The 13,922-nt window shown below is 42.1% G+C and carries 12 protein-coding genes; 5 read left to right on the top strand and 7 right to left on the bottom strand.

Going from position 1 to position 13,922, the window contains the following annotated elements:
- Nucleotides 1-37 precede the first annotated feature (37 nt).
- Complete coding sequence (locus tag J0X13_RS14445) at nucleotides 38-1,906, top strand: fasciclin domain-containing protein (RefSeq protein ID WP_207072100.1); 1,869 nt, start codon at nucleotides 38-40, stop codon at nucleotides 1,904-1,906.
- A gap of 282 nt (nucleotides 1,907-2,188) precedes the next feature.
- Here J0X13_RS14445 and yidC read toward each other — a convergent pair whose 3' ends face one another.
- The 3 genes from yidC to J0X13_RS14430 all read right to left on the bottom strand — a co-directional run bounded on the left by yidC (nucleotide 2,189) and on the right by J0X13_RS14430 (nucleotide 6,059).
- Nucleotides 2,189-4,066 carry a membrane protein insertase YidC gene (gene yidC, locus J0X13_RS14440; protein WP_207072099.1) on the bottom strand — a complete coding sequence of 626 codons (1,878 nt, stop codon included), beginning with the start codon at nucleotides 4,064-4,066 and terminating at the stop codon, nucleotides 2,189-2,191.
- A gap of 66 nt (nucleotides 4,067-4,132) precedes the next feature.
- Nucleotides 4,133-5,767, bottom strand: a complete 1,635-nt coding sequence (gene pyrG, locus J0X13_RS14435) for a CTP synthase (RefSeq protein ID WP_207072098.1) — start codon at nucleotides 5,765-5,767, stop codon at nucleotides 4,133-4,135.
- 49 nt (nucleotides 5,768-5,816) lie between these two features.
- Nucleotides 5,817-6,059, bottom strand: a complete 243-nt coding sequence (locus tag J0X13_RS14430) for a DUF3820 family protein (RefSeq protein WP_207025573.1) — start codon at nucleotides 6,057-6,059, stop codon at nucleotides 5,817-5,819.
- 43 nt (nucleotides 6,060-6,102) lie between these two features.
- On the opposite strand from J0X13_RS14430, the gene J0X13_RS14425 reads away from it, so the two are divergent.
- The 4 genes from J0X13_RS14425 to J0X13_RS14410 all read left to right on the top strand — a co-directional run bounded on the left by J0X13_RS14425 (nucleotide 6,103) and on the right by J0X13_RS14410 (nucleotide 9,094).
- Nucleotides 6,103-6,969, top strand: coding sequence for a hydroxypyruvate isomerase family protein (locus J0X13_RS14425; protein ID WP_207072097.1), 867 nt, complete (start codon nucleotides 6,103-6,105; stop codon nucleotides 6,967-6,969).
- A 36-nt stretch (nucleotides 6,970-7,005) separates the two neighbouring features.
- Nucleotides 7,006-7,962, top strand: coding sequence for a sugar phosphate isomerase/epimerase family protein (locus J0X13_RS14420; protein ID WP_207072096.1), 957 nt, complete (start codon nucleotides 7,006-7,008; stop codon nucleotides 7,960-7,962).
- A 10-nt stretch (nucleotides 7,963-7,972) separates the two neighbouring features.
- Nucleotides 7,973-8,260, top strand: a complete 288-nt coding sequence (locus J0X13_RS14415) for an antibiotic biosynthesis monooxygenase family protein (RefSeq protein WP_207072095.1) — start codon at nucleotides 7,973-7,975, stop codon at nucleotides 8,258-8,260.
- Between the two features lie 102 nt (nucleotides 8,261-8,362).
- The gene (locus J0X13_RS14410) at nucleotides 8,363-9,094 is read left to right on the top strand and encodes a DUF6090 family protein (RefSeq protein WP_207072094.1); all 732 of its coding nucleotides are present in this window, start codon (nucleotides 8,363-8,365) and stop codon (nucleotides 9,092-9,094) included.
- Between the two features lie 30 nt (nucleotides 9,095-9,124).
- Here J0X13_RS14410 and J0X13_RS14405 read toward each other — a convergent pair whose 3' ends face one another.
- Genes J0X13_RS14405 through guaA form a run of 4 tightly spaced genes read right to left on the bottom strand, consistent with a single transcriptional unit; the run spans nucleotide 9,125 to nucleotide 13,737 of the window.
- Complete coding sequence (locus J0X13_RS14405; RefSeq protein WP_207072093.1) at nucleotides 9,125-9,658, bottom strand: DUF922 domain-containing protein; 534 nt, start codon at nucleotides 9,656-9,658, stop codon at nucleotides 9,125-9,127.
- Nucleotides 9,646-10,050 (bottom strand): OsmC family protein, encoded by a 405-nt coding sequence (locus J0X13_RS14400; RefSeq protein ID WP_207072092.1) that lies wholly within the window; start codon nucleotides 10,048-10,050, stop codon nucleotides 9,646-9,648. Before J0X13_RS14400 ends, J0X13_RS14405 begins: the two co-directional genes overlap by 13 nt.
- Entirely contained in the window at nucleotides 10,028-12,208 is a 2,181-nt protein-coding gene (locus J0X13_RS14395) for a LysM peptidoglycan-binding domain-containing protein (protein WP_207072091.1), read from the bottom strand. The genes J0X13_RS14400 and J0X13_RS14395 overlap by 23 nt, the downstream gene beginning before the upstream one ends.
- Nucleotides 12,205-13,737, bottom strand: coding sequence for a glutamine-hydrolyzing GMP synthase (gene guaA / locus J0X13_RS14390; RefSeq protein WP_207072090.1), 1,533 nt, complete (start codon nucleotides 13,735-13,737; stop codon nucleotides 12,205-12,207). The genes J0X13_RS14395 and guaA overlap by 4 nt, the downstream gene beginning before the upstream one ends.
- Nucleotides 13,738-13,922: the final 185 nt, after the last annotated feature.

The following is a 13,922-nucleotide window of genomic DNA, read 5'->3' as shown; positions in this document are numbered from 1 at the left end:
CATAGTTTTAAATAGTTAAACAAATATCTATCATCAAATGAAGACTCTTAAACATTTAACCCGACTGACCTTATTATTATTACTTATCGGATTCACCTCGTGCTCCGATGATGACAACGGAACAACCCCACCTCCCGAAGAAGGTGTGAACATTGTTGAAGCAGCACAGGCCACTGCAGAATTGAGTACTTTGGTCGCTGCCCTTCAAAAGGCTGACGAAAGTGCCAACAACGATTTGGTAACTGCTTTAAGTGGTGAAGGACCTTTCACAGTTTTTGCACCAACCAACCAGGCTTTTAATGATTTATTGGCCCAATTGGATGGTTTTGATTCACTGGACGACTTTAGTTCCCAACAACTACAAGACTTGTTGGCCGTGATTCTAACTTACCATGTAGTAGCCGATGCTGCTCTTTCCACAGATTTGAGCGATGGGATGAGTCTAACCACCCTGCAAGGTTCTTCTTTACAAGTATCTACCCAAGGAGGAGTGTTTATACAAGATGCCACCGATGTTGCTGCAGAGGTAACTACTGCGGACATAGAAGTTTCTAATGGAGTTGTTCATATAATCGATAAAGTTTTATTGCCCCAAGCCATTATAGATGAATTGGCCGATATTATTTTGGTACCTATCACCGATTTGGCCATTGGTAACGAAAACCTTCAAAATTTGGTTGCAGCACTGACCGAAGCTGATGGGGATTTGCCAACCGTATTGCGCGGTGACGGACCATTTACCGTATTGGCACCGACCGATGCAGCATTTGAAGCTTTCCTTGATGGTGCAGCATTGACAGATATTCCAGTGGACGTTTTGACCAACGTTTTGCTCAACCACGTAATTAGTGGCGAGGTGACTTCGGAAGACTTGGTTGGACTTGGTTCTGGTTATACAAGTACTTTGGCCATTGGAGCTGGCGACCAAAACGTAAGTCTGTTCTTCGATACCTCTGATGGTGTTACTTTTAACGGAGGTTCTACTGTAGTAACTCCAGATGTAAAAGCCCTTAACGGTGTTGTACATGTAGTTGATGCCGTAATCGATATTCCTAATATCGTGGACCATGCCATTGCTAACCCAGGACTTACTTCTTTGGTAGGTGCTTTGACCGATGGTGGAAACACAACTTTCACCGACTTGCTATCCAATGAAGAGGAAACGTTTACCGTATTTGCGCCAGGCAACGATGCTTTTAGTGCTTTTACCAATCCAAACTCCAATGATTTAAATGCAATTCTGTCCAACCATGTTGTAGTAGGTGCAGCTGCCTTCTCTTCAGATTTGACAAATTCCTATGTGAATACTGCTGCGGAGTTTGATGTAGATGAAAACTTGAGCCTATATATAAATACGGATGACGGTGTTACCCTAAATGGAACTAGTAATGTTGTGATGGCGGATATTGTGGCAAGCAACGGGGTAATCCATACTGTTGATGCCGTAATCGACTTGCCAACAGTTGTAACATTTGCCGCTGCCGATCCTAACTTCTCCACTTTGGTTCAAGCCTTGACCGAATTGACGCCAAGTACAGATTTTGTAAGCGTATTGTCCGCCCAAGACGGAGCCGGAAGCGATCCATTTACCGTATTTGCACCAACTAATGCTGCATTCGATGCGCTTGCCAGCATTCCAGCCGAAGCTGACTTGATTCCAATCTTGCAACACCATGTTGTAGCTGGTGCCAATGTTCGCTCTGGTGACTTGAGCGATGGAGCCACCGCAACTACATTGGAAGGTGACATGATTACCATTAACCTACCAGGTACAGGTGATAACATTGCCGATATTACCGATGGAGCAGGAAATCCTGGGATTGGAATAGACGCTGTGGATGTACAAGCTGTAAACGGTGTGATTCACGTAGTAGATACTGTACTTATTCCAGACACTTCAAACTAAGCTAACCAGTTTTTGATTACATTGATAGTGCTTAGAAGCCTCCTCAATTCAAATTGAGGGGGCTTTTTATCGTCTGGGGTTTACCGTTCGTCGATGACACATCAACAAGGGAATATTTTCCCACAAAAAAAAGGTGTTTTACAACTTTTAATTTTTTGAACGTCGGTAATCCTGCATCTTTGGAGTCCCAAATCTTTCCAAACTATACCTATAAATGGAAACTCCCCCAAGAAATCTTGAGGGAGTTTTTTTATGTTGATCAAAAAGCAATCTGCTTCTGGATTATCTTCTTCCAGATTTCTTTTGCTCCTCGGCCTGCTCCATCATCTCGCGCATCTTACGCTGGAACTTATTCTCTTTTTTAGGCTTTTTCTTGTTCTCCTGTATCTGGGCATGGATTTTATCCTCATCCAAAATGTAGTTCTTGATGGCCAACATTATAAAGATGGTAATCAAGTTGGAGATAAAGTAATACAAACTCAACCCACTCGCATAGTTGTTAAAGAAGAACAACATCATAATAGGCGATAGGTACATAATAAATTTCATGTTCGGCATACCAGGCTGTTGTTGCATCTGCATGCTCTGACCTGTTGTCATCTGCATATAGAAGAAGATGGCTATGGATGCCAAAATCGGGAACAACGATACGTGGTCCCCATAAAATGGTATGGTAAACGGCAACTCAAAAATGGTGTCGTAAGAGGAAAGATCCTCCGCCCAAAGGAATGATTTTTGACGCAGTGCAAACGATGTTGGGAAGAACATAAACAGTGCGTAGAAAATCGGCAACTGCAACAATGCGGGCACACAACCACTCATAGGGCTCACCCCTGCCTTGTTGTAAACCTTCATGGTCTCCTGCTGTTTTTTCATGGCATTGTCCTTGTACTTTTCGCTGATTTCCGAAATTTCAGGTTTCAACACCTTCATTTTGGCCTGCGACAAATAGGATTTGTACGTCACTGGCGAAAGTGCCAATCGTACCATAATTGTCATGATAATAATGGCGATTCCATAGGGCAAGAACGAACTCAAGAAAGTGTAGAACGGAGTAAAGACATAGCGGTTGATCCAACCAAAGATTCCCCATCCAAAAGGAATCGACTCTACCAGACCCAAATCCTCATAATCATCCAATACTTTAACATCCGTTGGTCCGTAGTACCAATACATATTTTGGCCCAGTTCGCCTCCTTTTAACTCCAACGGAGCCCTTGTCGTGTATTCTTTGGTAAAACGTAGTTCCTTGCTTTCTTCCTCGACCAAGTTTGTAGAAGTCAAATCAGCTGTTTTAAAATGATCGTCGGCAGCTAAAATTGAACTAAAAAAGTGCTGACGGTACGACAACCACTTAACATCCACTTCGGTTTCCTCATCAAAATCGCTACTCTCCGAAAGCTTGCTGATATTTCCGTCGTCGTGGTTATAGGTTAATCGGGTATATCGATTTTCATATCTCACACTCTGATCGTGTCGAATACCTTTTAAATCCCATTCCAAAGTAACTGGCTGGCTACTGTTGAAAACACCGCTCAAACCTTGGGACCGAACGGTGAAGTCCACCAAATATTCATTTGGTTTCATTTCGTAACGGTACTCCAAATACTGATCATTGGCCACTTTGGCCTTCATGGAAAGCACCTTATTATCACCACTTTGGCTCAGTGAAGGCTCAAAATACAGGTCGGCCGTACTTAAAACTCTATTGTCCGAAGTAGTGAAGTTCAAGGCAAAATTGGCGTTGCCATCTTTCACCAAATAGATGGGTACAGAATCGTGAGTGACAAAATTCTTCATTTTTGCCTCAACAATTTGTCCTCCTTTATTGGAGACCTCAAGTTTCAGCACCTCATTTTCCAGAATGGTATTACCGTCCGATGTTTGTGTAAAACCAAATGCCCCAACGGTGCTTTTATACTGGGCAACCGCCGTAGAATCGGACAAGTCGATGGTTTTTGTTTCCTTAACAGGAGCCGTTTTGGCTTCTTCCTCAGCTTTGGCTTCCTCTTCCTCGACCTGCGCTTGCTGTGCTTGTTCAGCTTTTTGTGCCTCTAACTCTTCTGGCGTAGGCTGATTTTGGTAAAACATATAAATGAGTATCCCAAAAATCAGTACAAATCCAATAATGGATTTAATATCCAGCTTCTTTTCTTCCATGAATATTATTTAGTAGAAATATTTTATTGGTATTTCAAGTGGCAAATATATGCCCAAAACCCCATTTTATGCCAAACTGGCATTGTTTTGTTTCTGTTTATGGGTCAATACCGCTTTTACAAACCCAACAAATAAGGGGTGAGGGCTGGCAACGGTACTTTTATACTCTGGGTGATATTGCACACCAACGAACCATGGATGCGAGGGTATTTCCACAACTTCCACCAAGCCTGTTTCCGGGTTTAAACCGGAAGCCAACAAACCTGCTTTCTCCATTTGCTCCTTATACTTGTTGTTGAATTCATAACGGTGGCGGTGGCGCTCCTCAATATCGGAAGAACCATATACTTTTTCCACCAGACTACGTTCTTTTAGGTGGCAATCCCAACTACCCAATCTCATGGTACCACCTTTATTGGTGATGGATTTTTGTTCTTCCATTAAACTGATGACAGGGTCTGGTGTTTCGCTGTCCATTTCGGTAGAATTGGCTTTTTCCAGACCAAGAACGGTTCTTGCAAATTCGATTACGGCCATTTGCATACCCAAACAAATACCTAAGAAAGGAATATTGTTCTCACGGGCATATTTTACGGCCGTTACCTTTCCTTCGATTCCACGTTCACCAAAACCGGGGGCTACCAGAATACCGTCGAGGCCCTTTAGTTTTTTATCTATATTCTTTGCTGACAAATGTTCGGAATGAATCGATTTCACCTCAACATCCACCTCATTGGCAGCGCCTGCATGAATAAAGGCTTCCTGAATGGATTTATAGGAATCGGGAAGTTCAACGTACTTTCCAATCAAACCAATTACAACTTTATCCTTTGGGTTTTTGTGCCTTTGCAGAAACTCTTTCCATTGATCTAGGTTAGGCTCGGTATCATTGGGTAAGGCCAATTTTTCCAAGGTAACCGTATCCAAACCTTCTTCTTGCATTAATAAGGGAACATCGTAAATGGTCGATGCATCTATGGATTGGATTACCGCTTCTTTCTTCACATTACAGAAAAGCGCCAATTTTTCCTTGATATCCTCCGAAATTTGATGCTCTGTACGGCATACCAAGATATCGGCCTTTATTCCACTCTCCATTAAGGTTTTGACAGAGTGCTGCGTAGGCTTGGTTTTTAATTCTCCGGCTGCAGATAAAAATGGGACCAAAGTAAGGTGCACCACAATTCCATTGTGCTCACCAAGCTCCCAAAGCAATTGCCTTACAGCTTCAATGTAGGGCAATGATTCGATATCTCCCACTGTACCACCAATCTCGGTAATAACAATATCATAGTCCCCATTATTGCCCAAAATTTGGATACGTTCCTTTATCTCGTTGGTAATATGGGGGACTACCTGCACGGTTTTGCCCAAAAATTCACCTCTACGTTCCTTTTCGATTACACTTTGGTATATTCTACCTGTGGTAACATTGTTGGCCTGTGAGGTGCGAACATTCAAAAAACGTTCGTAGTGGCCAAGGTCCAAGTCGGTCTCCGCACCATCATCGGTTACATAGCATTCGCCATGCTCGTATGGGTTCAGTGTTCCCGGGTCAACATTTATGTATGGATCTAACTTTTGTATGGTGGTTCGGTATCCCCTGGCCTGCAGTAGTTTGGCCAAGGATGCGGCTATAATTCCTTTACCCAATGAAGAAGTAACGCCTCCCGTAACGAAAATGTACTTGGTCTCTGACATATTGATCATTCTATTACGGGGCGTAAAGTTACTAATTGCAGGACAAAAATCAGGAAGATTCTTTAGGAAAATCTTTTTGCAGTTTTCTAATGATGGGTTCCAGGTTATTATCCTTAATGGTAAGCATGGTATTTAAATAGTCTCCCAATTTCCCTTTGGGAAAACCTTTTTGCCGAAACCAGACCAGATATGGGAGTGGCAGATCCACAAGATATCGTCCTTTAAACTTGCCAAAAGGCATTTTGTAATGGGCCAGTTCCAAAAGCTGTTTTGTATCGGGACGTATTTCCATATGTAGGTCTAAAATACTATCTTTCCATTAACAAATCCTCAAAATGAAACGTAGAAATTTTATAACCACTGCTGCCGTAGGGTCTGCAGGACTGGCTTCGGCTTCTGCCATGGCCTCAAACAACTATGGACAATCCAAAGAATTTAATCTAAAGCACAATATCAATCATAGCGTGTGCGAATGGTGTTTTAATGATATCCCCCTGGAAGATTTTTTAAAGACCCTTAACGAATTAGGTGTTAAGGCGATTGATTTGGTCGGACCAAAGGATTGGCCCACTTTAAAGAAATACGATATTCATTGCTCCATGTGCAATGGTGCCGAGATCAGCCTTACCGAAGGATGGAACAATCCAAAATATCATGAGCAACTCATTAAAAACTATACCGAAATGATTCCCAAGGTTGCCGAGGCTGGATATACCAACCTGATCTGCTTTAGTGGCAACAGAGATGGCATGAACGATTACGTTGGCCTTCAAAATTGTGTGGACGGTCTTTCACAGATCATACCCTTGGCAGAAGAGCATGGCGTTGTCATTCAAATGGAACTCTTCAACCAAGTAAACCATCCAGATTATATGTGCGACAATTCCCTTTGGGGCGTAGAGCTTTGCAAACACTTGGGAAGCGACAATTTTAAGTTGCTGTTCGATATCTACCACATGCAAATCCAAGAAGGGGACATCATCCGAAGCATACAGAATTACCACCCTTATTTTGGACACTACCATACAGCAGGTGTGCCAGGAAGGCACGAAATTGATGAAACACAGGAATTGTACTATCCTGCCATAATAAAAGCTATACACGACACCGGGTTTAAAGGATATGTGGCGCAAGAGTTTATCGCTACCTGGGACGATAAAATCGAAGCATTGAAAGATGGATTTATGAGATGTGATATTTAATCCATACTCCCAATAAAATAACCAAACTAAACAGACATGAAACGAAGAGAGTTTATCCAAAACACCGCTTTGGCTTCCAGTGCAACCATGCTTTTGGGCCTTGGAGCCTGTTCACCCTCAAAAAAAGGCCTGGACAGTATCGGAATTCAACTGTTCTCACTCCCAAAAATGTTGGAAAATGATTTGCCCGGCACTTTAAACATGTTGTCCCAAATGGGATATAAAGAGATTGAGATTTATGGTCCCTATCCATTCAGCTCCGTTGCCGCACACGAGCGGTGGAAGGCCGTAACACCAAGTTTGGGTTTTACCGGTAGTGGTTTTTATGGGCATTCGGCAAAAGAATTTCAAGGATTGTTGCAAGACAATGGTTTAAAAGCTACTTCGGGGCACATTGACCTGGTCTCACTACAGACAAAAATGCCGGAAGTAGGCGAAGCAGTTCGAACGCTGGGATTGGATTGCATGGGGATTTCGGCCATACCAGGGGAATTGCGAACTTCCCTTGATGACTATAAACGTATGGCGGATACCTTAAATGCCATAGGAGAAAATGCCAAAAATGAAGGGTTCAGATTTATTTATCATAATCACGGTTATGGTTTGCATGAAATGGATGGACAGATTCCTTTGAACATTATTTTGGACAACACAGACCCTGAGCTTGTATTTTTTGAAATGGATATTTACTGGACCACGGCCGGAGGTGCGGACCCTGCCGAATACCTTCAAAAATATAAGGACCGTTACATTGCAATGCATTTAAAGGACATGAAGGAAATTACAACCTTTAAGGGAGATGGTGGAACGGCCGACCAGTGGATAGAACTTTTTCCATTGATGACCTCCGTTGGAAAAGGAGCTATGGATATTCCTGCTATTGTTGATGCAGCCCAAAAATCTGGCGTAAAACATTTTTTTGTGGAGCAAGATGTGGTAGAAAACCCAAGGGTTGCCCTTAAAGAAAGTATTGATTACCTGAAATCCGTTTAATGAAAACCTTATGATACTTCAAATAATACGATTAAAAAGTAATCTGGATGAAGTTACGTTGCTGGAAAAGGCACGAGAAAGAGAACCACAGTTCAAGGCCATTCCAGGCCTTTTACAGAAATACTATGTCAAATTGAACGGGCCCAATGAATATGGGGGTGTATATGTATGGGATTCCGAAGAGTCAGCACAGGCCTTTAGGGAGTCCGAACTGGCTAAGGGCATCCCTATGGCCTATGAAATTGTGGAAGCACCCAAAATTGAAGTGATGGAAATTCTCTTTCAATTGAAAGACTAGAGCCAAATCTCGGTCCCTTGAGACCAGTATCAATCAAACAATTGTGTTTATTTTGGAATGACCAACATTTTAAACCAACTTGATTTTTGACCTTCCAATACTATGATCAAAATATTTAGAAAGATTAGGCAACGATTACTATCGGAAAACAAACTCAGCAAATATTTGCTTTACGCATTAGGTGAAATCATCTTGGTGGTCATAGGTATTCTTATTGCCCTACAGATCAATAATTGGAACGAGGAACGAAAAAATGCCAACCTAGAGCAAGATTATCTTTTATCCATCTCAGCTGATCTGGAAAATTTAACTTTTAATACCCAGCGAATTTATGTTGACCGATTTGACGAAAAAATTGAAAACTTAAATTTTGCCAAACAATATATAGAGGCACCCTTCCCCATTGCAGATACTTTAAATTTTATAAATACCATAGCAAAAGGAGCGGCATCGTTTAGTGGTTTTTATCTGGTCGATGATGAGGCATACCAAGAACTTGTAAGCACAGGTAATTTGCGTTTGATAAGCAATGATAGCTTACGAAAAGATTTATCCGAGTTCTATACCGATATGAAAGTACAGGGTGAATTATCCAAAAGTTATAATACGGAGTATGGTAATTACATTAATGCAATTCGACCATTCGACAATGAGAATCCAAGCTATGTTAACGATTATGATACCAATGAATTTTTGGAGGAATTGAAAACTAAAAAGTTTCGCCAACTGATCGATCACGAACTTACCTATGCTTACAGAACCCGACGTATGGCTAAAAATATTGTTGAAAATGCGTTAAGAATGAAAGAAAGGGTTGATGAAGAAATTAAATGACAATTCGAAAGGCAGAAATCAAATACAATTTCACCCTTCTCCGTTTAATGCATTGGCAATCTTACGGTTCCATTCCCGTTGTTTTTCCCTATTTCGGGAAAAGTTGGTTTCCCAGTCGTATTGCTCCTGATATTGTTGCAACTCCTTTAAAATATCCCGATAAATCTTACGGACCTCTGCCTTTACATCATCGGAAAAGGAAGTACGTCTCAATTTTTCGCGCATTTTTCTGGCAAAAAGCTCCGTGATATCAAAATGGAGCTGCTCGTGCGCTAGGGTGTTTTCATCACATAATTGTGGTTTGTACCAAGATTCATTGGGATAAAAATAGGCGCCTACCTCAAAATCCAGTTTTACCTCATGGTGCAAAAGGTTTGCAGAATAGGAATAACTGATACCACTGGCAGTAGTTGCTGCCGACTCATCGGCAGGAGGTACCTTACCCTTATAATCCGCCCAAGTAAGCCGCATGTCCTTGTTCCATGAAACTCCCTCCTCGATTTCTTGCGAAAAGCCTAAAAAACCAAGTAGAAGAATACCTATTATGCCAATTATTTTACCCAATTAAATTCAATTACTCTTTCAATATCGGGATGTAAACTGTAGTGTACGGGACAGGTTTGGGCGGTATGCACCAAAATCTTCCGGTGTTTTTCAGAAACCGATGCAGGCAGCTCCATTTTCACCTCGATCTTGGAAATTCTTCTTGGGTTTGCCGCCATGTGCTTGGTTACTTCGGCTGTGGAACCTATTAAATCCACCTCCAAGTCGCGTGCTTTTATGCCCATCATGGTCATCATGCAATTGGCCAATCCGGTTGCCACGGTATCGGTTGGTGAAAAAGCCTCGCCTTTACCATTGTTATCAATTGGGGCATCGGTAATGTATTCGTTCCCAGAGCGTATGTGAACGCAAGTGGTACGAAGGTTTCCGTTATAGGTTACTTTTGATGTCATCTTTTGGCTCTACTTCTTTAATTTCAAGATTATCATACTCCATGATAAAGCACGCTCTATTGAAATAACCAGAGGTCCAATCATTAAAGTAGTCAAATCCATTTCCCGCATATTCGGTCAGACCAATATATTTGGACGTTTCGAATAGATTGTCCTTGTATGCCAGCTTTAGCAATACATCCATGGTTACATCAAATCCTCTTACGGCGTACCTATCGGGAAGCACCCCATTATATTTTCGGCTATACGCCTTAGTGAAAGAATCATTTACGGATTCTCTATAAAATGATGGATAGGTAAACTTAAGGTTGGAAAGATGGGTCTTGGAGACCGCGTCATCCTCAAAAGCCGCATTAAAACTTGTGGTAAACATGCGCACATTGATTTCCACCGTTTCTTCATCACTAATTGCCGCTGTGTTTGCTGAGTTCAGGATAGAAGTAACACTGGCCACCATATTGGGTTGGTCGGTTTCCAAAAATACCCAGTTCTCTTTTTCTTCAGAAAGTTGAACCAAAAACTCGTCGAGGTGAAGTGATTTATTATCGATCACCTTGGCAATTTGGGCTGCCGGGAATTTGCTCAAGATGGAGTCGTGTGCCACTTGGTGAGTGGAATCTGCAATAATGATAATATTTTCATCCTTGTGGATTTTTTCCATGTAGGACAACATCTTCTCGCGGAGTACCACATCCCTTGGAACAGAGAAAAACACATTACTGTGACTCAATTTACTGTCCGAGGAAATCGGAGCGATTACAGGAATATCTTTTGCAGAAGCCTGAACAGCCACCTCGTCCAAAGGTCCCGAAGCCAATGGGCCGATAATGGCACTAACGCCATTTAGGTTTTCCCTGAAGAGAATTTCCTTTACTTTGGTCTGGTCCAATTGGGTATCATAGGTTTTTACATCTACCGAAACCCCCATTTTTTTTATAGAGTCCAATGCTACCATGGCACCGGTATAAAAACCAAGGCTCAAAGCCAAATCCCTTCTGTTTTTGATCAGCTCTTCGGCTTTTTCGGCGTCGGCTACATTGACCTTGTCCAATCTAAAGGGCAACATAAATACCAATTTTGGCCTATTCTCCACGTTTATGCTGTCCACCAAGTTGATTTTATCCAGTACCAAGGCATTCTTGACCTCTAGGTCTGCCGCCTTTTCTTTGGGTAATTTTAGTACCATTCCGGCTTTTAACCCGTTTTCTAAAGCGGGGTTTAAACGGAACAGTTCGTCCCTTGTAATTTTAAGGTTTTGGGTAATTCTAAAAATATTTTGTTTTGGCTTAACCTCATAAAAAATAAAGTTTTCCGTGTTTACCTCCCCTTCATCATCTTTCTTTTTGGGAAGTCTTACCACCATACCTTCTTTAAGTCCTCCTTCCTTTACGATCTCAGGATTCAATCGAACAATCGAGTCCGTTGGGATGCCATACTCCCTTCCCAAACTGTAAAGGGTCATTTTTGGTGGCACTGTGTAGGAGGTGAATATTTCTGTTTTCTGCTCTTTTAGACTATCCCCTTTTGGTCTTGGCAATTTCAACTCCTCTCCTGCTGCCAAGTAATTGTTGTTCTTGTCCAATTCTGGATTCAACACCAAAAGACTGTCCACACTTATACCATACTTATGGGCAATGCTCCAACGGGTCTCTTTAGGTTGCACGGTGTAGACTTCAAAGTCCAGCTCTTTTTCCTCATCGGGGTCAACTTCGGGGAAAACGGGAATTTGAAGCACCATTCTACGCTCGAGTGGTTCAGAATATAATCTGGTATTGTACCTTTTCAGTTGATCTTCGGAAATGTTGTATTTCTGTGTAAGACCAAAGATAGTTTCCCTCCTTTTTACCCTATGACGCATAAAACGGATTGGTTTCACCTCTTCTTCCTCCTGCTCTTCTTTTTTGGTGTCTTCTTTATCCTTTATAGGTTTCCCATTCAAAGGAATAATGAGGATGGTGTTCTCCTTTACATCAGAGGCACTCTTGATTTCCTTGTTGGCCTGTAATATACTGTAGGGCGTTACCCTGTATTTCTGCGAAATACTCTTCAGGGTTTCTCCTTCCTTTACAGCGTGCGTTGCATAATTTTGTGCGGAAACCGGTGCCATCGCCAACAAAAGGACAATGGTAAAAACCAGTTGTAAAATATATTTTTTCATTCCCATTCTATAGTTGCCGGTGGTTTTGAGCTAATGTCATACACCACTCTATTAACGCCTTTAACCTTGTTTATTATATCATTAGAGGTCTTTTGTAGGAATTCGTAGGGTAAATTCACCCAATCGGCCGTCATACCATCGGTACTTTCAACCGCTCTCAGCGCCACACATTTTTCGTAGGTACGCTCATCTCCCATAACTCCTACACTATCTACGGGCAAAAGCATGGCTCCGGCCTGCCAAACCTTGTCATAAAGCCCCCATTTTTTTAATCCATCAACAAAAATGGCATCCACTTCCTGTAAAATTGCCACTTTTTCTGCCGTAATATCGCCCAAGATACGAATTCCAAGACCAGGTCCAGGGAATGGATGTCTTCCCAAAATCTCAGCTGGCATGTCCATGCTGGCCCCTACTCTTCGCACCTCATCTTTGAACAACATTTTCAAAGGCTCCACTACTTTCAACTTCATATAATCGGGTAAACCGCCTACATTATGGTGACTTTTTATCACTGCAGATGGTCCTCCACTGGCTGAAACGGATTCGATCCTATCCGGATAAATGGTGCCCTGGGCCAACCATTTTGCGTTTTCCACTTTGTGCGACTCATCATCAAAAACCTCAATGAAGACCCTTCCGATAATCTTTCTTTTTCCTTCGGGGTCGGACTCTCCCTTCAAGGCATCCAAAAAACGTGCCGAAGCATCAACGCCCTTCACATTAAGCCCCATATGCTTGTACTGATCTAAAACACTTTCGAACTCATTTTTACGCAAAAGTCCATTGTTTACGAAGATGCAGTACAGGTGATCTCCGATTGCTTTGTGCAACAACATGGCGGCAACACTGGAATCCACTCCACCGGACAGTCCCAAAATAACCTTCTCGTCACCAATCTCTTTCCGTAATTCCTCAACAGTGGTTTCCACAAAAGCATCAGGCGTCCAATCCTGTTTCAATCCTGCAATATTTACCAAAAAGTTTTCCAAAAGCTTTTTGCCATCCGTGGTGTGGTATACTTCCGGGTGAAATTGAATCCCGTAGGTTGTTTCGCCCTCGATTTTGTAAGCGGCATTTTCCACATCGTGTGTGCTGGCCAAACAAACGGCTCCCTCGGGAAGCTCCTTGATCGTATCACTATGGCTCATCCAAACTTGGCTGCCTTCCCCGATTCCGCTTAGGAAATCCTCATTTGGCTTAACGTAGGACAAATTGGCCCTACCATATTCACGAGTTGCCGATGGTGCCACGTTGCCTCCATGAAAATGCGACAAGTATTGCGCCCCGTAGCAGATACCCAACAAAGGTTTCTTGCCCTTTATCTCCGATAAATCCGGATGAGGGGCCTGCTCCGATCGCACCGAAGAAGGCGAACCGGAAAGGATAACCGCCTTGTAATCCGATAAATCCTCGGGCAATTTATTATATGGCTTGATTTCTGAGTAAATGTTGAGTTCCCTCACGCGTCTTGCGATCAGTTGTGTGTACTGGGAACCAAAGTCTAGGATGAGTACGTTGTTATGCATGGGCAAAAATAGCAATTTGCTTTAGTTGCAAAAATATCTTTTAAAGGATATTTATGACAAGTTTTTCCATGAAGTAATTCCAACGGGTTATTAACAAGTGAATCAATCTTAATCGATATTACATTTTCCTTTTAAAAATCTAACCCTTAAATAGTTTTTTTCTTAACTATTTTCCTTTTTTCTTT

The sequence above is a fragment of the [Muricauda] lutisoli (nom. illeg.) genome (assembly GCF_017313105.1).
In the GTDB taxonomy this organism is placed as follows: Bacteria; Bacteroidota; Bacteroidia; order Flavobacteriales; family Flavobacteriaceae; genus Flagellimonas; species Flagellimonas lutisoli.
This window is presented reverse-complemented; position numbering and strand designations above follow the sequence as displayed.